22 protein-coding genes, 1 rRNA gene, 1 pseudogene and 1 other annotated feature are annotated in these 22,498 nt (G+C 39.0%); of the genes and pseudogenes, 8 read left to right on the top strand and 16 right to left on the bottom strand.

Features of this window, described 5'->3' with window-relative positions; translation table 11 throughout:
- Positions 1 to 4 precede the first annotated feature (4 nt).
- The 9 genes and pseudogenes from AA0Y26_RS06565 to AA0Y26_RS06525 form a co-directional block, all read right to left on the bottom strand.
- A complete protein-coding gene (locus AA0Y26_RS06565; protein WP_413366215.1) occupies positions 5 to 793 on the bottom strand; it encodes a hypothetical protein in 789 nt (262 codons plus the stop codon).
- Between the two features lie 593 nt (positions 794 to 1,386).
- Entirely contained in the window at positions 1,387 to 1,785 is a 399-nt protein-coding gene (locus AA0Y26_RS06560; RefSeq protein WP_413366213.1) for a hypothetical protein, read from the bottom strand.
- 34 nt (positions 1,786 to 1,819) lie between these two features.
- On the bottom strand, positions 1,820 to 2,149 hold the full coding sequence (locus AA0Y26_RS06555; RefSeq protein WP_413366211.1) for a hypothetical protein: 330 nt from the start codon (positions 2,147 to 2,149) through the stop codon (positions 1,820 to 1,822).
- Positions 2,150 to 2,221: 72 nt separating this feature from the next.
- Positions 2,222 to 3,457: pseudogene (locus AA0Y26_RS06550) on the bottom strand (IS110 family transposase).
- 174 nt (positions 3,458 to 3,631) lie between these two features.
- Positions 3,632 to 4,390 carry a recombinase family protein gene (locus tag AA0Y26_RS06545; RefSeq protein ID WP_413366209.1) on the bottom strand — a complete coding sequence of 253 codons (759 nt, stop codon included), beginning with the start codon at positions 4,388 to 4,390 and terminating at the stop codon, positions 3,632 to 3,634.
- A gap of 582 nt (positions 4,391 to 4,972) precedes the next feature.
- On the bottom strand, positions 4,973 to 5,284 hold the full coding sequence (locus AA0Y26_RS06540) for a hypothetical protein (protein WP_413366207.1): 312 nt from the start codon (positions 5,282 to 5,284) through the stop codon (positions 4,973 to 4,975).
- A 13-nt stretch (positions 5,285 to 5,297) separates the two neighbouring features.
- Positions 5,298 to 5,474: a hypothetical protein gene (locus tag AA0Y26_RS06535; protein WP_413366205.1), complete on the bottom strand. Its 177-nt coding sequence runs from the start codon at positions 5,472 to 5,474 to the stop codon at positions 5,298 to 5,300.
- A 224-nt stretch (positions 5,475 to 5,698) separates the two neighbouring features.
- The gene (locus AA0Y26_RS06530) at positions 5,699 to 6,937 is read right to left on the bottom strand and encodes an IS110 family transposase (protein ID WP_413366204.1); all 1,239 of its coding nucleotides are present in this window, start codon (positions 6,935 to 6,937) and stop codon (positions 5,699 to 5,701) included.
- A 151-nt stretch (positions 6,938 to 7,088) separates the two neighbouring features.
- Positions 7,089 to 7,871 (bottom strand): recombinase family protein, encoded by a 783-nt coding sequence (locus tag AA0Y26_RS06525; RefSeq protein WP_413366202.1) that lies wholly within the window; start codon positions 7,869 to 7,871, stop codon positions 7,089 to 7,091.
- 202 nt (positions 7,872 to 8,073) lie between these two features.
- On the opposite strand from AA0Y26_RS06525, the gene AA0Y26_RS06520 reads away from it, so the two are divergent.
- On the top strand, positions 8,074 to 8,292 hold the full coding sequence (locus AA0Y26_RS06520) for a helix-turn-helix transcriptional regulator (RefSeq protein WP_342559060.1): 219 nt from the start codon (positions 8,074 to 8,076) through the stop codon (positions 8,290 to 8,292).
- A gap of 85 nt (positions 8,293 to 8,377) precedes the next feature.
- On the opposite strand, the gene AA0Y26_RS06515 is transcribed toward AA0Y26_RS06520, so the two are convergent.
- Both AA0Y26_RS06515 and AA0Y26_RS06510 read right to left on the bottom strand, forming a co-directional pair.
- Positions 8,378 to 8,707 (bottom strand): hypothetical protein, encoded by a 330-nt coding sequence (locus AA0Y26_RS06515; RefSeq protein ID WP_413366200.1) that lies wholly within the window; start codon positions 8,705 to 8,707, stop codon positions 8,378 to 8,380.
- Positions 8,708 to 8,797: 90 nt separating this feature from the next.
- A complete protein-coding gene (locus tag AA0Y26_RS06510) occupies positions 8,798 to 9,250 on the bottom strand; it encodes a DUF4365 domain-containing protein (protein ID WP_342559062.1) in 453 nt (150 codons plus the stop codon).
- Positions 9,251 to 9,371: 121 nt separating this feature from the next.
- Here AA0Y26_RS06510 and AA0Y26_RS06505 point away from each other — a divergent pair, with 121 nt between their 5' ends.
- Positions 9,372 to 9,593: a helix-turn-helix transcriptional regulator gene (locus AA0Y26_RS06505; RefSeq protein ID WP_319836917.1), complete on the top strand. Its 222-nt coding sequence runs from the start codon at positions 9,372 to 9,374 to the stop codon at positions 9,591 to 9,593.
- Positions 9,594 to 10,127: 534 nt separating this feature from the next.
- Here the strand turns inward: AA0Y26_RS06505 and AA0Y26_RS06500 are convergent.
- Together AA0Y26_RS06500 and AA0Y26_RS06495 are read right to left on the bottom strand one after the other, a co-directional pair.
- Positions 10,128 to 10,502: a hypothetical protein gene (locus tag AA0Y26_RS06500; RefSeq protein ID WP_413366198.1), complete on the bottom strand. Its 375-nt coding sequence runs from the start codon at positions 10,500 to 10,502 to the stop codon at positions 10,128 to 10,130.
- Between the two features lie 16 nt (positions 10,503 to 10,518).
- Positions 10,519 to 12,213, bottom strand: coding sequence for a ribonuclease YeeF family protein (locus AA0Y26_RS06495; protein WP_413366196.1), 1,695 nt, complete (start codon positions 12,211 to 12,213; stop codon positions 10,519 to 10,521).
- A 464-nt stretch (positions 12,214 to 12,677) separates the two neighbouring features.
- Between AA0Y26_RS06495 and AA0Y26_RS06490 the strand changes: the two genes are divergently transcribed.
- Positions 12,678 to 13,067: a hypothetical protein gene (locus AA0Y26_RS06490; protein ID WP_413366195.1), complete on the top strand. Its 390-nt coding sequence runs from the start codon at positions 12,678 to 12,680 to the stop codon at positions 13,065 to 13,067.
- 77 nt (positions 13,068 to 13,144) lie between these two features.
- Positions 13,145 to 13,389: a binding site (T-box leader), on the top strand.
- Between the two features lie 84 nt (positions 13,390 to 13,473).
- A complete protein-coding gene (gene tyrS, locus AA0Y26_RS06485; protein WP_413366193.1) occupies positions 13,474 to 14,688 on the top strand; it encodes a tyrosine--tRNA ligase in 1,215 nt (404 codons plus the stop codon).
- Positions 14,689 to 14,771: 83 nt separating this feature from the next.
- On the opposite strand, the gene AA0Y26_RS06480 is transcribed toward tyrS, so the two are convergent.
- A complete protein-coding gene (locus tag AA0Y26_RS06480) occupies positions 14,772 to 15,005 on the bottom strand; it encodes a DUF779 domain-containing protein (RefSeq protein ID WP_413366191.1) in 234 nt (77 codons plus the stop codon).
- Between the two features lie 296 nt (positions 15,006 to 15,301).
- Here AA0Y26_RS06480 and AA0Y26_RS06475 point away from each other — a divergent pair, with 296 nt between their 5' ends.
- The 4 genes from AA0Y26_RS06475 (at position 15,302) to AA0Y26_RS06460 (ending at position 19,721) form a co-directional block, all read left to right on the top strand.
- A complete protein-coding gene (locus tag AA0Y26_RS06475; protein WP_413366189.1) occupies positions 15,302 to 15,811 on the top strand; it encodes a DUF6944 family repetitive protein in 510 nt (169 codons plus the stop codon).
- Between the two features lie 247 nt (positions 15,812 to 16,058).
- Positions 16,059 to 17,306, top strand: coding sequence for an erythromycin esterase family protein (locus tag AA0Y26_RS06470; protein WP_413366187.1), 1,248 nt, complete (start codon positions 16,059 to 16,061; stop codon positions 17,304 to 17,306).
- Between the two features lie 191 nt (positions 17,307 to 17,497).
- Positions 17,498 to 18,487, top strand: a complete 990-nt coding sequence (locus tag AA0Y26_RS06465) for an arsenic resistance protein (protein WP_413366185.1) — start codon at positions 17,498 to 17,500, stop codon at positions 18,485 to 18,487.
- Between the two features lie 871 nt (positions 18,488 to 19,358).
- On the top strand, positions 19,359 to 19,721 hold the full coding sequence (locus tag AA0Y26_RS06460) for a multidrug DMT transporter permease (RefSeq protein ID WP_413366184.1): 363 nt from the start codon (positions 19,359 to 19,361) through the stop codon (positions 19,719 to 19,721).
- A 682-nt stretch (positions 19,722 to 20,403) separates the two neighbouring features.
- Here the strand turns inward: AA0Y26_RS06460 and AA0Y26_RS06455 are convergent.
- Together AA0Y26_RS06455 and rrf are read right to left on the bottom strand one after the other, a co-directional pair.
- On the bottom strand, positions 20,404 to 21,366 hold the full coding sequence (locus AA0Y26_RS06455; RefSeq protein ID WP_413366182.1) for an alpha/beta hydrolase: 963 nt from the start codon (positions 21,364 to 21,366) through the stop codon (positions 20,404 to 20,406).
- A gap of 902 nt (positions 21,367 to 22,268) precedes the next feature.
- Positions 22,269 to 22,384: ribosomal RNA gene (gene rrf, locus AA0Y26_RS06450) — 5S ribosomal RNA — on the bottom strand.
- Positions 22,385 to 22,498: the final 114 nt, after the last annotated feature.

The following is a 22,498-nucleotide window of genomic DNA, read 5'->3' as shown; positions in this document are numbered from 1 at the left end:
TTTCCTATTTCCCCCATTGATTTATTTTTCCTGTAACTTTGCCACCAGGTATAAATGTTCTATGGGTTACTGTGTTAGTCTTAGGATCTACCACCCATTCAAACACTCCATCTTTTGTTTCTTTCGTCTGTATCATTTCAGAGGCGTTATTCTTAACCTTTACATATTTCGTTTCATACTTAACCACTGAACCTTCTATCTGATACAACGAATCCATATGTCCTTTTTTATTTGGCAAATCAAATCTTTGAGCATCATCTGCATAATTATCAATTATATCATTAAAGTTATGATAAAAATCATCTTTTAATGCACTACCTACTCGTGGATTATCTAAAACTGGATGCTTAAGTTCACCCGTACCCCTACCCCTATCAACAGCCTTACCTGCATCCCTCGCAGCCCCTGCAACGTCTCCTGCCTTATCCAATAGCTTCGCAGGCTTAAAGAAGGTAAACCCGATAGCCATTGCTTTTTCAACTGCTGTTGCTTCTGGGTCCAGTATGGTCCGAATATCCTCCGTAAAGAAATCGAATACATACTTGGCAGATGGCCCCATAGATTTGGCATATAGCGCAAGCCCGTCCGGTGTACCTGAGCCATTTCCCCCAAGCACCTTCCGCATGCCTTCATAGGTGATCTCTTCCTTCGCCGAATAGGTACCAGGTGAGGACGGGCTGCTAACATCCATGCCTTCTGCCTGCTTGGCCAGTGCAGCATAGATTTCCTCCAGATCTGGATCGTTGCTTTTGCTTACCTGCTGTATCGACTCCTTTAAATCCGGTCTTAACATTGGAGATACTAGGTACAAGGTCAGCTACTTTCAATACCAAACTAAAGGACTTCTCTCCAGATTCTATACCTTTTAGGATCTTCTTTTTGTTACCTTTAGTGCTTTTCAAAGAAGCTTTATTCCCTTGTATATTAGTACCTTTAAAATGTTTAACATTTAGTAAGCTAACCAAATAATCCTTATCTTTTCACACGATGTACATGAAGATATAAAAATATGAAAAAACACTTGTTACCCGCAATAGGATAATCAAGTGCTTCAAGTCATATATTATCTTGTATATCTGGCACTTACGAAAGCAATAGAAGAGTGCTGACTAACCAAAAGGATATGACTATATATTAATATCATACGCTTATTTAGCGCCAAGAGCTATGTCATTCCCGTTGGTTCGTTAGTTATACTACCCTTGCTGTTTAAATATAATCTCATCCAATTTTTGTTCTTTTCTCGTTATCTCTTTATTAAAATAACTAAATGGTACAGCCTTCAAGAACTCGCGATTCTGGAACATACAATTTTCTAGCAGTAACATATAATAACTTATATTCTACTGAGTAGCTCAACAAATTTTCCACATTAAACTTTGCATGTTATTTTAACTCATTTGTTTGCTTATCAAGCAATAAACAGGAAATTTTTTTTGCTCCCACAAAGTAATATTTTTCACTATCAAAACCTTCAGCAATGAACTTAAAAATATAGTTACCTTTGTCCACTTCAAATTTATCTGTTAAATTCTCTATTTCTTCCTCATTGGCCAACTTAATTATTGGGTATGATGTATCCGTTTTCCAACCAAAAGGCAGAGAAACAAAGTGGACTTGCTCAAAATTGATTTCAATATTAACTTTCTTTGTGGTATTATCCAACCTACCTATAATTGTTAAATCCCACCCATTTGATAAAGTAACATCAAAATCCATCCATAACTCTTGAGAAACGTACTCATTAATTCGCGTTATTATTTGCATTACTTCATTTTCATCCATTAAAAATCTTTGGTCACTCAATATTATCACTTCCTTATCTATTTAACTGAATATGTGTATTTCTCGCAGCCTCTTCATTAAATAAAGGGTTTGGCCGCCCATCTTTATGCGTTTCCTTCAGTGTACTTTCATGATGCCATTTCCCATTAGAATCCATATATTCTGTTCCGTTACCTGGTTTCTGTCTCCCTACTCTATAAATACTACCAGTTTTTCCATACTGAGTTTCAGCTTCGTGAGCCCTTATCTCGTATTTATAGTCACCATCCATCCACTTTTCTTTGAATCTTCCAGGTAATTTATCTAGTCCCTGTCGCTCCATTACTATATCTAAGAAATCTTCAGGGTTAGTTATTGTAGTCAAATCAACTTTTCCAGTACCCTATGTTGTAATCTTAAAATCTAAAAGTTAAAAAATAACCCATCTAAAACCTTATTAAACTACTTCTCTCTCTTGTATTATCGGTAATTTATAAGCAGTTTTATTTTTCATCATTCCATAAACAATGTTCACAAGCCTTCTCATGATACAAACCAATGCTTGTCCCTTTGTTTTGCCTTCTTTAAGTTTCCTTTGGTAGTAAGCATAGAACACTGGGTTTCTTGGAAGTTTACTCCCTTTTGCTACTTGCACTTGTTGTACGGCGAGGTTATAAAATATAGCGTGCAGCGCCCGATTTCCCTGTTTGCTTTTTTGTTCCTTGCCTTTCCCGCCAGAACCAAAGTAAACAGGCGCAATCCCCGCAAATCGTGCTAATTTATTGGCATTAGGAAAGCGCCTTACATCACCTATCTCGGCAATTAATGCGGAAGCTCTCACAAGGTCAATTCCTGGCATAGAGTCTAGGTGAAAGTCTAGTAAGCTCATTAACTCTTTTAATTCTCTTTCCACCTTGCCTATTTCCTGCTTTCCAAATAAAATATGGCGCAAAATGCTTTCTACCAAAAAATTTCGTGTTTCTTGATATTCTTTTGTTGTATTCCCATCCTCTTTTACTAGCTTCAATATTTCGTTTGCTTTTTTCACCGAACACGTATTATTACTCACTTCTAATAAAAAGGTAGTCAACTGTTTTACACTCACACCCTCTAAGCAAGATGGTGAAGGGTACTTTTCCCAAAATACTAGTGCTGTTTTTCCATCCACCTCTGAGAAAAACTTCTTATAGCCTGGATAATGGTGGTTCAATTGAATGTGAAGTTGGTTCTTCAAAGCACCTTGTGCTTTCACCAATGCATTTCTTCTAGTGACCAGTTATCGTATTGAGCAAAATAAATCATGTGGCTTTGCGTCTGGCAATTGGTCAAGTTTATTTACCAATATGCGCGCCACACAATTCGCATCCCAACTGTCACTTTTTTGTGTGGTCATGTGGCTTTTTCGTTCAGCGTATGAAAGTGCTGGATTTACTTCTTTTACAACTTGTCCATGGTCAGTTAGATATTGTGCCAGTGCTCGACCGTAACCACCCACATCTTCTAAGCCAAATACAGGTGTCAACCCTTCTTCTGTCAGTTTATCAATATCTAGTAAACATGTTGAAAAAGCGGACGGTTTATTTTCAACCTTTATTTCATCAAGCTTCTCTCGCCAACAATTAATAATCACTGCCACATGATGATGTTTATGTAAGTCTACACCCACATAAATGTGTTTCTGTTTTTCATGCATGGTTCATCCTCCTATTCAGTTGTCAACTATTGAATGAAAATGCCGCCAACCTTAGTTCGAGCATTCACCTTCAGGTGCGCATTGGTACGAAAGCCTATCCATTTTCATGTCCTCATAGAATATATAGTAAAATAAGCGTTTTCTTTAAGTACCTTGTTAAATTATTGCTTGATGTTACCCATTTGCTTGTATTTGTCCATATGTATAGATTCCTTGATAGAAGCTTTCTCGGTCTAAAATGCGTTTTACTTGTACTTTGGTAAACATTTTACCTTGAGTTGTTCTATACCCTTCCTCATTTAATGCTTCTGCCAACCTAGACAGTGACCATTTCTTATGTAGCTGTTTTAGTTCAAACAACCGTTTAACTACTTCTGCTTGACCGTTATGTATCTTTAGCTCCTTTTCACCTTTTTGTTTTGTATAACCAAATGTAGCCCTTACTCCTGCATATCTACCTTCCTTTGCTTTTTTATTTCTTCCTTTCGTTAGTTTCAGTGCTATTTCAAGCCGTTGATATTGGTCTAATAACTCCATTAACCCATTAACCAAAAAGTCATTTGGGTCTTTTTTGTGAATGCTGTAAAACTGCTGTTCAATACTTTTAATATCACAGCCATATTTCTTCAACTCTCGTTGTATCAACACCTTCACACTATCCGACCACCATAATCGGCTTGTATTGAACACCACCACATAATTAATTTGGACAGAAGAAAGGTGAGCCAACATTTCTTGTAAGCCCACCCTGTCTATTTCCAATGCTTCTTCACTTAGTTTTGCACCACTTATACCTTCATCTCTAAAAATGTGTATCAAGTTCAATCCTTGTTCCTCACAATATGCTTTAATTTCATCTTCTTGATATTTCAAACTATATCCTTGTTTGGCTTGCCCTTGAGGGGAGACTTGTATATAACCAACAACGTTCAACTTTTCACCCTCCCGTTACATAAATTTTAATTTTCGTAACGCTTTTTAAACGAATAGCGAGCATTATACGACCATCTCTTGTAAAGATACAACCTAAAATTTAAAATCCAACGCAGAGTAAGAACACCTTTTTACGTTATCCATTGTTTATCGCCACGATCTTATGCGATTTCGTTAGTTTATTGCCTATGCCATGTTATTACTACCCCTACCATGTAAAATGTCATCTCACCTATTTCTCGTTTCCTTTCAGCCAGTCCAAGTATAAACATGATACTCCATGATGGTACTACCTTCATAAGTTATGAATTAAAAGAAATCGTTCATGTTGACCTTACTTGCCTTATGACTAGTTTATTCCCACCTTTATTACCACGATTTTTGTCATTCTCGTGTGCTAATATTAATCGCGTAGTAAGTTTGGACATTTTATTTAAATGGCACTGAAACCAATCTCGTTTGTCCGCTTACCATCATGAGTTTTTGATTCTAATTTCAGAGAAATATAACCATAAAGTCGTAAATTCAAAAAACCTTGAAAGGCATTATAGCCAATCAAGGTTATGACTACTCAAGGTTCTTTTACAAAGATTCAATTATGAACGGTAACATTTTATGGGCTAGGTTCTCCAAAAAAATAATATCCTCTCCGCTATCTTTAACCGGGCATAGACAATTACCCATGTCCTCATGGTACATCAACTTAAATGGTATATTGTCCATTTCAAAAGTACAGTATCTTGAATATATTCCCTCAATTTTATCAACAATTATTGCGTGCATTTGGGTTTTCAGAATATTTATTAAAGTATCGAAGTCTTCCCATAACTCAAACCCGACAAACTCAAAATCAACTTTTCCATCTTCAGAGATATGTTTTACAATTCTTACCACACTAAACCTCCTCTCACTCTAATCCCAATGATTCATTTACACTTTTCCTAGATTTTTGAGAACTTTCAATAATCCCTTTGTATATATCATCACCAGTTAGACCTTTATCTTTTTGCCGTTGAACAATTTGTTCCCAAGTCAAATTAGGATCTGACTTATATAATGATGTAGCCGCATCTCTATCAGCCATTAGCTCCCTCGCCTGAGTTCGATATTGGTTTCTCAATTCAAAAGCTTGTCTAGCCTGTTTCTCTATTGGAGCATTTTTGTTTATTAAGTTAGGGATATTGGCTTCCTGCTCTAAATACCACTTCCTTGCTTCTACATTATTTAGTGTACCAGGTTTAAGATTAACCGTACCCTATGTTGTAATCTTAAAATCTACTAATAAAAAAATCAGCGTTGTTTTACCTATTAAACTACTTCTTTCTCTTCTTTTATTATCGGCAATTCATAGGCGGTTTTGTGCTTCATCATGCCGTATATAATGTTGACAAGCCTTCTCATGATACATACCAATGCTTGTCCCTTTGTTTTTCCTTCTTTTAGCTTTTGTTGGTAGTAAGCATGGAATACGGGATTCCTTGGTCGCTTACTTCCTTTTGCTACTTGTACTTGCTGAACGGCTAGATTATAAAATAAGGTGTGTAATGCCCGATTTCCTTGCTTGCTTTTTTGCTCTCTTCCTTTTCCACCAGACCCGAAGAAAACTGGCGCAATCCCTGCAAATCGGGCTAATTTGTTGGCATTTGGGAAACGGCGTATATCACCTATTTCTGCAATGAAAGCCGACGCTGTCACAAGGTCTATGCCTGGCATCGTCTCTAATTGAATATCTAATAAGCTCATTAATCCTTTTAATTCTTTTTCTATCATGCGCATTTCCTGCTTTTTAAATGAAATATCTCGGACAATGCTCCTAATTAAAAAATGTTGTGTTTCTTGATGTCCCTTAATGGTGTTGCCATCCTCTTGCACCCTTTTTAAAATGTCGCTCGCTTTTTTCACTGAGCATGTATTACGGCTCGCCTCTAATAAAAAGGTCGTTAGCTGTTGTAACGTCAGTCCTTCCAAACAAGCAGGTGAAGGGTAACGTTCCCAAAATGCCAAGGCTGTTTTACCGTCTATTTCCGAGAAAAACTTCTTATAGCTTGGATAATGGTGGCTCAATTGAACATGCAGTTGGTTCTTTGAAGCACCTTGTGCCTTTACTAAACCGTTTCTTCTTGTCACTAACTGTTGTATCGACCAATATAAATCATCTGGTTTCACATCTGGTAACTGGTCTAGCCTGTTTACCAAAATCCTTGCTACACATTCTGCATCCCAACTATCGCTTTTTTGTGTGGTCATATGGCTTTTTCGCTCCGCATAGGAAAGAGCGGGATTGACTTCCTTCACAATTTGCGCATGATCTGTTAAATATTTGGCTAATGCTCGCCCATACCCGCCAACATCTTCTAAACCAAAAATCGGGGTTAAGTCATCCTCTACTTGTTGATAAACAGCCAATAAAAAGGTTGAAAAAGCAGCCGGTTTATTTTCAAATTTGATTTCATCTACCTTTTGTTGCCAACAATCCATCACCACCGCTACATGGTGCTGTTTATGTAAATCTACGCCAATATATAGATATTTCTGTTTTTCATGCACGCTACATTCTCCTCGTCATTTTAATAAATGAAAATGCCGGCAACCTTAGTTCGAGCGTTCACCTATTCGTGCGCATTGGTACGAAAGCCTATCCATTTTCATCTTTACACAAATATATATAAGAAAATGCACCTCTTTTTTAAGTAACCCCTCAAATAATTGCAGGATGTTGCCCATTTACTTGTATTTGTCCATATGTATACAGGCCTTTATAAAAACTTTCCCTGTCTAAAATGCGCTTCACTTGCACTTTCGTAAATCGTTTCCCTTTCTTTGTTCGGTGTCCTTCCGCATTCAACTGTTCTGCTAATTGAGATAACGACCAATGCGGATAAAGGTGCTTGAATGCAAAAAGCCGCCGTACAATGACCGCTTTCTCTCCATCAATACGGACTACTTTTTGCCCTTTCTTCACTGTATACCCAAATATGACACCGCCACCTGCGTAGCCACCTTGCTCTGCCTTTTTCTTTCTACCGCGGCTCAACTTCAAGGCAATTTCAAGCCTTTGGTACTGGTCTAACAGTTCTAACATACCGTTCACTAAAAAGTCATTGGGTTCATATGTGTAAATACTGTAGTTAAGTTGCTCAATTGCTTTCACATCGACGTTATATTTTTTCAACTCACGCTGTATCAATACTTTCGCCATATCAGAGCGCCATAAACGGGATGTATTCAGTACAATGACTTGGCTCACTTGGGCGGATTCCATATCTGCTAATAGCTTTTGTAACCCTTCTCGCTCTATCGTCAGCCCATTTTCATCCACTGTGGCTCCGCTGATACCTTTATCTTCATAGATATGAAGCAAATTCAAGTGATTGTCCTCACAATATCGCTTAATTTCTTCCACTTGATACATGAGGCTGTATCCATCACGTACTTGCCCTTCCGTTGAAACACGTACATAACCAACTACATTTTTCCTCATTCTATCCCCCTCCCGTTACAGCAATTAAAGTTCCTGTAACGCTTACTTGTTTTTGCGGATAACTGATGTGTAACGTCTATCCGTTACAACATACTGTACGACCTTCTCCTAATTTTGCACAACCCTTTATTTTACAGTCGTTTTTTCTCTAGTATGGTCGTACACTATACCAAGCCACTACAATTTATGAAAGGGGTGTTGGATGATGGCTTCCGTTATTCGTTTACGTCTAGACGAAATTTTAATTGAAAAGCAAATGACCCGTCGGCAACTTGCTCGACAGGCTTCTTTACGTCCAAATACAATTAATGACCTCTGTACCCGCCCTGTAAAATGTCTACATATGCGCATACTTTCTATCTTATGTGATACATTGCAAGTGTCTATTCAAGACCTACTTATATTAGAGCCTATAGACTAAGTAATGAAGCCTTATCTCACTGTTATGCCCTCTGCAAACCTATTGAAACCCACTTCATAGCAGGCTTGCAGAAGGCTTTTTCTATCTATTTCATTTCATTTTTTGTTTTTCTTTTTTCTTCCTTTTCCTTTAATTTCTCCTGTACCAATCTATCAATTGCCGCTAGTCTAGCTTTTCGTGCTTCTGGCCAAAGGAATTGCTGAAACAATACGCCTTCCCCATTTTCTAGGATTATTCTTGGAAAATATTTGGCTATTAATTTATTTCTATACCTCTGCATCTCTTTACTCAATTTTTCTCCATCTTTCTTACGTTCTACCATGTAAGCCTCACTCTTTTCTGTTTTAAATTTGGTTCGTACAATAATATATATAATAAAAAGTTGAAAATTTTTAAGTAACCACTCAACTTCCAAACAAAAAAACACTTAATTTTCTATGAGTTAAGAAATTAAGTGTTTTTGATTCGCCTAGCAGGCAATGGTTATACAATTCTATCTGACAGCTTACTTAAAAAAATCACTATTTTCAAAACGGTACGCTTCAAGTCTTGGCAGGTTTTTCTTTGATAAATTAATTCCCCACTCCGCTTTGCTTTTTTGTCCTTCTTGGTCATAATCACGACTCACAAAAACTTCATCTGGATGTTCCCATACAGTAGATGGTATTAAGTAAAAATCAGGTGCTTTATCTTCATGAAGAAACACCAACGCTAAAAATACATTATTTCTCAATGTAAATACATGCTTCTGTAAAAAAACATAGCTTAATTTTCTACATGTTTTCACTTGAATATCATAGTATTGCCCATCTTTTCTTATAATAAAATCAATTGCCTTGTCATCTACCTCAGATGTATATACATCACAACCATACAGTGTAAACTCCATCTTCGTTGCATATTCACCAAAACGTCCTACCTGTAATTTGTTCAATTCACTAATCTTACGTTTTTTCAACTTGCTCTCCCCCTACAAAATATATCCATATCCAAATGATACGCTTATACGTACCACTAATTCTTTCATTATATGCTAACTTTTTCTTTGTAGTCAATATCATTCGATTGTAGGGATAGCTATGGCGAAAAAGATTAAAGTGAACATCCATGAATTAACTAAACAAAAAGGGATCTCCCTTCGAGAATTGTCTCGATTAACAGATATACGTCATGCCGCTTTAAGTGAGCTAGCCAATCAAAAAAGGCAAAATATTAATTTCCATCATATCGAAAAAATTGCAGAAACATTAGAGATAGAAGATATTCGAGAAATTATTGACCTGATAGACATAAAAGATTAAAAAAGTCGCCTCCAGTGTTGGAAGAAGCGACTTTTTTTATCGTCATTATTAATAAAATTGTATACAACCTTTTGTTCAAACCCCGTTCCCTCTATATGGTTAGCGTAGAGCAAGAGTACCTTTTTTGTCTTTCTTATTGTTTATCGCCACGAGCATTGGCAGTATCATTTGTTTTTTATTATTTCCTACTCTTACTACCCTTGCCATGTAAAAAGTCATCTCGCATACTTCTCACGCTTTTTATTGTTTAGTAATACTCATTGATGGCACTGCCTTCATGATATTTGATTCTGGACATGGCTTGACTTTATTTTATCAACAAATTCTAATTTCTCTTTTACTCTCCTGTTATGAGCCGTAATTCTATATTCTTATTGTTTTAACCACAAAAAAAACCTTGAAAGATGGTTAGCCAATCAAGGTATTAAAAATACTTCTCTAATTTTCACTCCTTCAAAATCTTGTTTGCCTATTTTCTTACTAGTTAAGACACTATCGCTTTGTTGCAATCAAGTAGTAGTGAACTTCTTTATGTTATAATGTTTTTAGATATTCTATTTCTTCATCTGTCCATTTTTTATGAATCAACTCACAAATTTGATCAGAGAGAGAGAAAATCTCGTTCCACTCTGAACTTTTTTTTATAGAAGGACTGTCCCATACTTTTATTTGATCTACCAAAAAGTATACACTTTGTAATTCCCGACATTTCCCTAAAATTTCCTCATCTATAATTCCTTCATTACTTAGTCTATCAAGAGTAAATTTACTTAAGTAAGCTGGTGCCTCTATTGCAAACTCTTCAAGAAGATAATACTCAATTAACTCATCTGACAATGTTAAAACATTAGAATTCGAATGTTTTAAGGTCTCTAAAAGTAGTTCAAATGATTCTCCAATTGTTATCACAATTTACTCCCCTTCTTTAATCAATTTGTATTGCCTTACCTTTATCGTCAATGGTAGGAACATAACCATCCTCTATTTTATATATCTTCACTTTTTTTGTTTGTCCATTTGAAAATCCATAGTATGAACCTTTATGGACGCCTCCACCACCATGATAGAACACACTTCCATCTGGATTAGTGAACTTCCAACCAGAACCATTTCTACCGTAAACACCTTCTACCCAATTTGGTCCTAAAGTTGACTTAACTTCACTTTTAGTACTTCCATACAACTTTTCAGGGTTCGTAATAATGTCGTCAAATGACGTAGGTTTCCATTGAACATTTCCATTCCCATATTTATCTTTAAAATAATTATTCCAGTCTTGTCCAGATACTGGATTCTCTGCTCCAAAATCTACTTTAGCTCCGCTGACTGGCTTATTATTACCCGTACCCTTATCAACGGTCTTCCCTGTGCTCTTCACATCATCAACAGCCTTACCTGCATTCTTCGCAGCACCTGCAACGTCCCCAGCCTTATCCAATAGCTTCACAGGTTTAAAGAGGAAAGAACTCAACGCCTGAAAATATTCACTATTTGATGCATTCGGGTCAAGGATAGTTTTCATGTCCTCTGCAAAGAAATCATACGTGGCCACAGCATATGGCGCCAGTCCGTCCGGTGTACCTGAGCCATTTCCCCCAAGCACCTTCCGCATGCCTTCATAGGTGATCTCTTCCTTCGCCGAATAGGTACCAGGTGAGGACGGGCTGCTAACATCCATGCCTTCTGCCTGCTTGGCCAGTGCAGCATAGATTTCCTCCAGATCTGGATCGCTGCTTTTGCTTACCTGCTGCACCGTTTCGCTTGTTTGATTGCCTGGTGATAGGTTCCCTAAGCCGAGCATCACAGGGCCATACGTTGGGTAGGACTTTTGCGCAAATCCGCCAAAGCCGAATCGGATTGGCGCCATATTGGATAAGGAAGCCTGCAGCATCAGAATAAGCTGATTCTGTTCATGCAGCGCATAGGCCACACTGCCGACTGGTGCCTGCTGGGCAGCTATCGCCATGCCCAGGCTGGAGCGGGAAGCCATCGCAGACCAGGTATCAGCTGGGAAATTGACATCTGTCAACCCCGCCTGGAACAGCCCTTCGATGTTTTTCACCCATTCCTTCATCGACTGAATACTTGTTTCGATGGGGAGCAGCTGTGCCGTCTGCGTGCTATCAAATGTATGTAGCGCCTCTACCGTATCATCCCGCTTTGTTTTGGCATCCGCGATACTTTCATGGACAAGCGTATCATCGAGCTTCGGCAGGCCGACAATATCGGCTACCTCGTCCATAATGGCATTGGCTTCGTCTGTCAGCGCTGTCGTGATATCAGCGCTCGCTGTGAGTCCTTCCTCCACCGTTGTTTCGAGAAATTCTTCTACGATATGCCCATCATCCATCGGCTCTAATGACGAGAGTGCCTGCTGGGCCTGCTGGAGGATTGTATTGAACTCCTCTTTAAACGATAGGAAATACTGAAGAAAAGGAAGATGGCAGGACGTGTAGAAGTCGCGGATTGCCTGGCCGCCCTCCCCTTTCAGCGCCTCCTCCATGTTCGTCAGTTCCTCTACTGCCTTCTGGATGGCGGTCATTTCCTTTTCCAGCCGGTTCATTCGGTTGATGTTACGGGTCAATCCATCTTGGAGATGATCGACATCCAATACCTTCATTATATCACCCACTCCAATTTGTCTAGAAGTATTTCCACAGTCTTCCTTACTTGTTTCCAAAATAGCTGTACTTTCCCTTTAACATAGGAAAACCTTGAAAAGCAGAACGCTGTCCAAGGTAAATAATAACCATATTATTACATAATAAGGAACTTCTCTAAAACCGCTTTTCATCCTATTTTTTCTTATACTATTCCATCTAATTATGCCTACAGAATGCCCTGAAATTATGTAACATATCAATCATTTTTCCAGCGAACAAAAGTGAAAATATTCTTATTTCAAACTGTTTCCAACAAGCCAATTCAGCCTAGTCCCATTAGCAAATAGTTATTCTTTTTAATGGATATATAATCCAAATCTATATGGGAAAGTGATACAATGATGAGCAGAATGAAAACTGCTAGAGTATCTCTTGCTTCCCATGTACTATGAAACTCTCTATCATACAAGGAGGTTTATTCATGACAACCGATCAATTCAATACCATTACGGATGCCCTATTACAATCCTGGTCCTTACGATCAAGCTCCAAATGGACAAAAGACAATCCAGCTAAGGGGCAATGTGGTGTCACTGCATTAGTCGTAAACGATCTATTTGGAGGAGACATAATGAAAACAAAGCTTCCCGGCGGCTGGCATTTTTACAATGTTTCAGGCGGTAAGCGCTATGATTTTACCGCCTCTCAATTTAACGAAGATCTCATTTATACAGACACCCCCTCTAACCGGGAAGAAGCCTATGCGGATACGAATGAAGGGCAGTATCGCTACTTGAAGCAGGTCTGCAGCTTATACGTATCCCTTCTTGTCTGTTCAGACGGGATAACTAGCGAATATTTTTATAATTGACAAATTCTCAAATGCGATTATAATAGACAACAATATCTGCATAACGAAGATTTGTTTCGACATTTCGGAGTATAAGAGTAAAAGCGATGAAAAGAACGAGTAGTGTTGATGGAACTTACAGAAAGCGGCCGGTTGCTGAGAGGCGCAAGGAAAGTCAGCATGAATACATCTTGGAGCTGCGTACCGAAACATAAAGTAGGCTACGCCGGAGTTGCACCCGTCATCCATGCAGGAGGTATCGCATTTTGGCCGTACCGAATGAGGAGAGTTATGTGAGTAGCTCTCGAATAAAGGTGGTAACACGTTCCTGCACGTCCTTTAGGGTTTTCCCTAAAGGGCGTTTTTTGTTTTACTCTTATAGAGCTTGCAATATTAAATTATTTAATATTACAAGGAGATGTTATTTATGTTTTTAAAACCAAAAGAGCAGTTGGAAATCATTAAAAAAGGTGCCGATAAAATTGTCGATGAGGCCGAATTACTAGTAAAGCTGCAGCGCTCTTATGATGAGCAGAAGCCGCTGACAATTAAACTCGGCCTGGACCCTTCTGCACCTGATATCCATTTAGGTCATGCGGTTGTGCTGCGTAAGATCAAGCAAATGCAGGATCTTGGCCATCACGCGGTCATTTTGATTGGTGATTTCACTGGACGTATCGGTGATCCGACCGGCAAAGCAAAGGGTCGGGTTGCTTTAAGTGATGAAATGGTGATGGAAAATGCAAAAACATATTGCGAGCAAATCTTCAAAGTGCTGCATCCAGAAAAGACGACGGTCCGCTTCAATAGTGAATGGCTTTCGACCTTAACGTTTGAAGAAGTAATCAAACTGGCGGCAACAACGTCCGTTGCACGGATTTTGGAGCGCGATGATTTTCAGAAACGCTACAAAAACCAGGTCCCGATTGGCATCCATGAATTCTTCTACCCGCTTATGCAGGCATATGATTCAGTCGAGCTAAAAGCCGATATCGAGCTCGGCGGGACAGATCAGACGTTTAATATTCTGATGGGGCGTACATTGCAGAAGCATGTAGGAATGGAAAAGCAAATCGCCATTTTCATGCCGCTTCTTGAAGGGCTTGATGGCGCAGAGAAAATGAGTAAAAGTCTAGGTAACTATATCGGGGTGAACGAAGCACCGGAAGTAATGTTCAAAAAGATAATGGAGGTTCCAGATCATTTAATTATCAAATACTTCGAATTGGCAACGGATGAACACCCAACTGTTGTCAATGGCATAAAAGAGCGGCTGCTGCAAAACGAAAATCCCCGTAATCTCAAGCTTGAGCTGGCGCAGATCATTACACGTCTATACCACGGGGATGAAGCGATGAAGGAAGCCCAGCACTATTTCAAGACCGCTTTCCAGAAGAAGCAGATTCCTGCAAACATCCCAAGCCTTTTAGTTGAAATCGACCAGGAGCTGCTGCAGGACGTGATTCCCCAGCTGATCGAGATGGGGCTTGTGAAAAGCAAAAGTGAGTTTGTTCGATTACTGAAGCAAGACGGCGTCTCAGTAAATGGGGAGAAATTAAATACGGAGGAGCTTTCCCGTGTCCTTATGAACGGCGATGTACTGCAAATTGGCAAAAAGCGATTTGTGCGGTTTGAAAAATAAACTCTCTTTCATTTGAAGGCTTTGATCCAATTAAAAAGCTGTCCACAAAAGTCATTCGACTTTTGTGGACAGCATTTTTCATTCTACATTTTTTTAGCAACAAGGGTAAAGCTTTTATCCTCTCGTGTCTCAAGGGAAAAGCTGGCGCCTCTTCCTTCTGATACGCCAAGGACAAGCTGCATCCCTTCCCACATCGGCATCATCGATTCGTGCATATAGTACGGGACATCCCCTATATGACCGATCAGCTTTTCTTCCCTCCCCTCGTAGCTTTCCCATTCTACAATGATATTACGGTTTGCGAAAACTCGTATCACTACTTTGATGAATGGAGAAAGAAAATTACTCTTTCTATTTCAATGAAAATACGTATATTTATCACTCTTCCTGAGACGGTTATATAGATATTTTTCTGCGCCCCTATTGATTTCCCAGCTCTTCTTTTTCTATTCTTTATTTTTGGTTTTCGTATGGATGATTCTATATGGGATTCACACTATTTTTCTATTCTTCTTCTTTTCGGAGTGGAGACCCTTTCGCGCCGCCTAACGTTTCGGCTTAAAAATTCATATAATAATTTATAGATTAAACACTACGCATTGGACTGATGGAGATGAATGAAGCTCAAATTAGTGCTTGGCTTGAGGCTATTGGCACGACCCTATCGGCAATAGGAAGTACCCCTTCCAAGATTTTGCCGGCTTCCGTATTAAATGATTTAAATCTAATCGGCAATGTACTGCAGGCAGTGGGAAGCGGTATTATTCCTGAAGATGAGGAATACCTCGATCAAGTCGGGAGTAAAATTCAGGCATTAGGCAATATCGTCACAATTCAAGGCTTTTTTGTAGAGGACCAGCAGACGAGCCAGCTCCTGAATACCCAGGGAAACCTCATTCAGGCATTAGGTGGAGGGGTTAGTTTAGACTTTGAGAATAATCAAACGGTAAATGAAGCATTAAATAATATTGGGAATGCTATTCAGATCATCGGCAATGCATATCAGGCCATCTCGATTAACTATCCATCCAACAGTAAAAAGGCGCAGGAACTCAATACAATCGGCAGCTGGATCCAAGCTGTGGGATCCGTTCTTTCTGCTCTAACGGTGGATAGTTCATGAGGATGACTATCCATCTTCTTTGGATGCCTTTTAGCTAATGACTTTCCTCCAGCTTATCCCCTCTTTCAGAGTTTTTCTTCCATGTTTTTTTGCGTTTATCCTCCTCTCTTTTTACACCTATCAGATTTGCCAAAATAAAATGACCCCCAAGCCTAAAATTTTTGTTTTTCATAGCAGAAAGAGCAACAGACGTGTTTCCATAAGAAAGTCCTGGGTAAGCTAAAATTAGAAAGGAGAGGAAGTAAATATGCCACGAAAACTGATTTCAGCTATCAAAGAACAATCGCTCCCGTTAAATGATCAAAGTTTGGACAAGGTATTAGAGGCAATTGGAAATGCCCGAATTGTCATGATTGGGGAAGCATCACACGGTACATCGGAATTTTATTCAATTCGTGCTGAACTTTCAAAGAGATTAATCAATCAAAAAGGCTTTAATGTAATTGCTGTAGAAGGAGATTGGCCTTCTGCTCAGGCAGTAAACCGCTATGTTAAAGGCTATGGAAACGAAGAAGAATCAGCAAGGGACGTACTGTTGAAATCCTTCAACCGGTGGCCGACATGGATGTGGGCAAATGAAGAGATAGAGCAGTTTACGGAATGGCTGAAGGAGAAAAACACATTATTAGATAAGAAGGTCGGTTTTTATGGTATTGATCTATACAGCCTTTATGAATCCATTGATGAGGTTCTTAACTTTTTATCGGAAAATCCTCAGTACAACGTAGATCTGGAACATGCACGGAAGGCATTCTCCTGCTTTGAACCTTACAATCGAATGCCAGAGCACTATGCTCTTTCTGCCGCCCGTTTTACAGAAGAATGTATTAGCGAGGTATCGAGCTTGTTGAAGTCATTGAGAAATCATGAAGAGCAGTATCCGGACAAGCATGAAGAGGATTTGAATGTCATCATGAATGCGCTTGTCGCCAAAAATGCGGAACTCTATTACCGGGAGATGATGCAGGACGCCATTTCGTGGAATACGCGCGACCAGCATATGGTTGAGGCGGTTAATGAATTAATCAAGTACCACGGAGAGGATGCAAAAATCATCATTTGGGAACATAACACCCATATCGGGGATGCTTCTGAAACCGATATGAAGAATGAGCAAATGATCAATGTCGGTCAGCTCATCAGAGAGCAATATGGAAAAGACAATACATTTGCTATCGGGTTCGGCACGTATGAAGGTACTGTTATCGCTGCGGACAGCTGGGGAGATCCTTTGAGAGTAATTGATGTACCGCCAGCGAAATTAAATTCATGGGAAGGCCAGCTGCGTGCAGCCGGTGAGGAAAACAAGGTGCTGCTTTTCACAGAAGATAATCGAGAATTGTTTAATGAGTGGATTGGTCACCGCGCGATTGGTGTTGTATATAATCCCGAATTCGAGGCATATGGAAACTACGTACCTTCTCGAGTCGGCAGCAGATATGACGCTTTTATCCATATTCATCAATCAACGGCTTTACGGCCTTTAAAAGAGTAGCTGATAGAAGCCTCACCTTCTCTTTCTCAGCCTCATTGTTAACCTCATAAATACCCTTCAAAATATGGTATCGAGTTAAATCTTCATACCATATTTTTTGATGTCTCTCTTCTTGTATAAGCAAGCCCCTTTGGTAAGGCAAATAGCATATAATGTATGTATGAAAATAAATAGAGTAAGGTAGGAAAATAATGAGGATTTCAAGAGAAACATTAGAGAGCCAGCAAATCTGGATATACGCAGCTGCACTTTTAGTTGGAAGTATTGTCGGTATAGCAAGCGAATCTCTCGGAAATCGACTGGAGATATTGATATCACCTTTTATCGCCATATTAATGTATAGCATGTTCACGCAAATACCGTTTTTAGCGTTAAAGAAGACGATACATAATGGGAGATTTCTAGTTGCACTGCTCATCGGAAACTTTATACTTGCCCCGCTTGTTGTCTGGGTTCTGCTCTTATTGTTTCCCCAGACATCAGCTGTATTAATCGGTGTTTGTTTAGTATTACTTACACCATGTATTGATTACGTCATCGTCTTCACGCAGCTGGGGAAAGGGGATGAAAAACTAATGCTGGCAGCAACCCCAATCCTTTTAATCGTTCAATTGCTCCTATTACCTGTTTATTTATGGCTGTTTCTAGGAGAAGGGATTTCACAAATCGTTCATATCGAGCCATTTATAGAAGCGTTTCTGCTGTTGATTGTTATCCCCCTCCTTTTAGCGCTCGGGACACAGCTGTGGGCTAAAAAACAAACAATAGGAAAGCAGCTGTTTCGAGCAACTGGCTGGCTCCCCGTTCCGTTTATGGCTTTCGTATTGATCGTGGTTGTAGCTTCACAAATTCCAAAAGTATATCACGATTTTGAAGTAATTATTGGGGTCATACCAATTTATATATCATTCCTAGTAATCATGCCTCTTATCTCTCGGCTGCTCGTTTCAATCTTTCAATTAAGTATTGGGGCAGGACGGGCTCTGGTTTTCAGTACAGGAACTCGAAATTCTTTAGTCGTTCTTCCATTAGCTTTCGCCTTACCTGATTCGATAGCTGCGTTGACCGCTGCTGTCATTGTGACACAAACGATTATTGAATTGGCTGGTGAGTTAATTTATATTAAATTGGTTCCTAATTTGATAGTAAAGGATAGCCCAGACAATAGAAGGATGAGTTAAACGAATGGAGATTGATTTTCTCTAGTGCCTGGTTGCTTGCTATAAACAAAAATCCAATCCGTTAAGTTTTATTAAAAGTCAAGTTTTAATTATCTATACGTATTCTAACAACAGAATATAATGTTAAACATTATGGTTGTTCAAGACGGATTCCAACAGGGTTTCGTCTTTTTATTTTATTAGCAATTATTAAATGGCGAAATTTAGTTGTTAAATAGAGCGTTTATTTATTGTAGTTTTATAAGAAGGTTGATCATTTTTAAAAATTGGATTATCAACTATTTCTTTTTATTCAACAATCGCACCCGATTGTTGAATAGCTGGACTAATTAGAAAATCCACTCAAAGAACTTTGCAAGAATGAAAAGTGGTACTCCAACGAGTAATAAGCCAGCATGGCCCAAAACATGAGAAAAGAAAGTCATTCGTGCTGCTGAAATGCTCTTGATTAGGGAGCGTCAAAATTTGTTGAAGCTAGCTCTTGCTCAAAGGTAAAAAGTGGTGTTTCGTCGAATATAATAAAATATCTATCCAAGGTTATATAAAGGTTAGTTTAACGATTGTTGTGTTTGGCGGGGAAATACTCTTATGGATAAAAGAACTCGTTTAAATGAACATTAGATGTCACATCCCCTCGCCCAAAATGTCTAAAACTTTCATCGATCTCCTAAAGGGAGGCAATTTTATGTTCCTAGGATGCCGTTTAACGATAGCCTGTTAAATTACTTAGGACTGTACTCGTGTTTTATTGCCATTGAAGCTAACATATGCCTTGTCTAGAATTCTCTGGTTGCTGTTTGGAAATTTCCAAGATTAGATGAAAAGGGGAAACAAAGTGAAAACAAAATGGCTTTTGAGTAGTAGTGCCGTGATGATGGGTTTGTTGGGGTTGGCAGGAACCTTTATTCCCGAAGAAATTTCAAAAATATTAGGGATTGACCCTTCACCCATTACTCTGATTCTTCTGCAAATCATCGGAGGACTATATTTAGGGTTCGCAATGTTGAACTGGTTTACACGTTCTGCCCTGATCGGCGGCATCTATAACAAACCTGTCGTATTGGGAAATCTGATGCATTGCATCGTTGTCTTTTTTGCCCTAGTCCGGCAGTTGGCGGAGCAGTTTCATTTCATATTCGTTATTTTGACATTAGTTTATCTTGGGTTTGCCGTCTGGTTTACATTGGTTATGCGTTCGAATCCTTTAAGCAATCAATCAAAAATGTCTGTCTAACGCATAGTAGACGGGGATTTATATGGGGGTCTCTCTTTTTAAGTTCACTATGCTGAACTAGTCTTTTGAGCAACCCTTAAGTATATTAAAACGACAAAAATTCCTGCTTTTATATTGAAAGAAGGAATTTTTTTATTCCATTATGAGAATTTAAGTTAAAGATTACATGGTATCTAGCGGTTTAACTTTTTAAAATAATGATAAATCTTTTCAAGATTTCAGACTGTTGACAAACGCTTTCATACATCGTTGCTTGCCTTGCTCGTCCACTCATGAACTTAGGTTCTATTCGTGTCTTCACTCGTCGGCGCGCCTCGTCTGGCAAGCGTTTTCAAGACAGGCTGAGTAAAACATACCTTTATAAAACTACTTGAAAAAACGTAAAGACAAAGTCAAAAAGTTACTTTGTCTTTACTCTGAAATCTTTTCAAGATTTTTTATTTGTTTTCCCTTTGTTTTAAAGAGATGGGTTATGAATTTAATAACAAGTTAAAGACTTTCGAAAAGAATGTCTTAAGTTTAATCTAGATACTTTGATCTCGTTCAACAATCTGGCCCTATTACTGAAAAGACACAATTCCTTTTACAAGAATTGCGCTCGTTTATGGTATAAAAAACGTTTCTTTGTAGGGCATATTAAAATAAATGAACTGATTACATAATCTGATCTTGCAAGTAGGTTCTATATATCAATTTCTATTTCTTTGATAAATGAGAGAACTGCTTTTCTCATTTGTTCTAATCCAAGTTGTTCTATAGGAAAGTGGCCAGCTCCTTCTAAGATCACACATCTTTTCTCACAATTTAAACGATTATAAAACGGTTCACTTAAATTAAATGGCGTCATTGGATCCTTTTCCGGATGAATTAATAATATTGGGCAAGAATCAAAATGCTCGGGTTCTACCATTAGTTTCATATTTAAAAAGGTTCTTAGAAGGCGAAAGGAAATTTTTGTTCCTGCTGCTAAAGGGTCTTTAATTATTAATTGTGTCAATTCAGAGTTATTTGTGATTAACTTCATTCTCGATACCCTCGAGACAGAAATCCGAAAAGAATCCAATAGGTATGGGAATGTATCCATTGTGAATTTACCTAAACGGCTTATTGCTTTATTCGGAGCAATTTGATCACGAACTTTCGGATTACCCGTGTCGACAAAAGTCGTTACAATTAATCCTTTTACTTTTTTACTCATATTAGCAGTATGATAAGCAAGCATACCCCCGATACTGGCTCCCAATAAAACAATTGGTTTACCGTCTCGTTCACTCTCTCGTTCGATTAAATTCGTAATGATTTGAATCCATTGTTGGTAATCGATTAATTTTTGGCGCTTGGCGGAACTGAGACCATATGGAGGGAGATCTGGTGATACAACTTCATATCCATGTACTTGCAGCATTCGTCCGTAGGGTGCTAAGAGTCTACCGTTTCCACCTGCACCATGAATCATAATAACTTTGATCTTTGAATCTGGAACGGGCATCCGATCTAGATGGATCTTATAATCATCCCAATCCAACCATTCTTCAGTCGGTAGGTTATTCTCATTAATGCACAGTTCATCGGGAAAGAAACCCTGATATTTTTTCCAATATACTTCGGTTTCATTGTATGTTGGACGATTAATGAAAGTAATCACTCTTTTAGCCTCCATATTGTTTTTATTTTGTTCCCAAATACAAACTCTCTTTAATTACTTATTTATGAATTAAATACCGCAGCTCATTTTGCGGAAACTTGCCTCGTTAATTTAAGTGTAATGCCTTTCAATCCCAATTGCATTATAAAATAAATAGGTGCTAAATTTCCTCCTCAGCAATATGGAACTTAATATTTAATGGAAAAAGCACTCCCCTTTTTCTGAAGTGATCAACTTTTTTAAATACTCATTTTCCATTATAGGTTGAGTCTAGCTGCAAAGCGACGTCCTACTCTCACAGGGGCGCCTCCAACTACCATCGACGCTATCTTCGCAGCGCGATGACCGGCGGATGACGGCGTCATCTGCGCTCACTCTTTCAGTCACGTACCGAGTACGTTCCTTCTTTCGTTCCCTTGTTTCCTTGTCCTTCTTGGTCCTCCCACTGCTCGGGGATTACAACCCGTAGCTTTCGATTCTTTTGATAAAAAGAACCTTTCGCTTACGCGCCGGGCTCACCTTCGGTGTTTGGTCGTTGGGAGCTTTTTTGGCAATAAAAAAACTCAACCTCTACAGGTTGAGTCTTGTTGCCCAGCGATGTCCTACTCTCACAGGGGGGCCTCCAACTACCATCGACGCTATCTTCGCAGCGCGATGACCGGCGAATGACGGCGTCATCTGCACTCACTCTTTCAGTCACGTACCGAGTACGTTCCTTCTTTCGTTCCCTTGTTTCCTTGTCCTTCTTGGTCCTCCCACTGCTCGGGGATTACAACCCGTAGCTTTCGATTCTTTTGATAAAAAGAACCTTTCGCTTACGCGCCGGGCTCACCTTCGGTGTTTGGTCGTTGGGAGCTTTTTTGGCAATAAAAAAACTCAACCTCTACAGGTTGAGTCTTGTTGCCCAGCGATGTCCTACTCTCACAGGGGGAAGCCCCCAACTACCATCGGCGCTAGAGAGCTTAACTTCCGTGTTCGGTATGGGAACGGGTGTGGCCTCTCTGCCATCATCACTAGACTTGCATATGGATATGCTGACTTCTGCGCTGTAACACGATGTTGCGCTTTTAGCAGAAGTTCCTTTATATAACTGAAAGAAATTTATTCTTTCAAAACTGGATAAACGTTTCAT

The sequence above is a fragment of the Lysinibacillus canaveralius genome, assembly GCF_047301505.1.
Taxonomy (GTDB): domain Bacteria; phylum Bacillota; class Bacilli; order Bacillales_A; family Planococcaceae; genus Lysinibacillus_B.
This window is presented reverse-complemented; position numbering and strand designations above follow the sequence as displayed.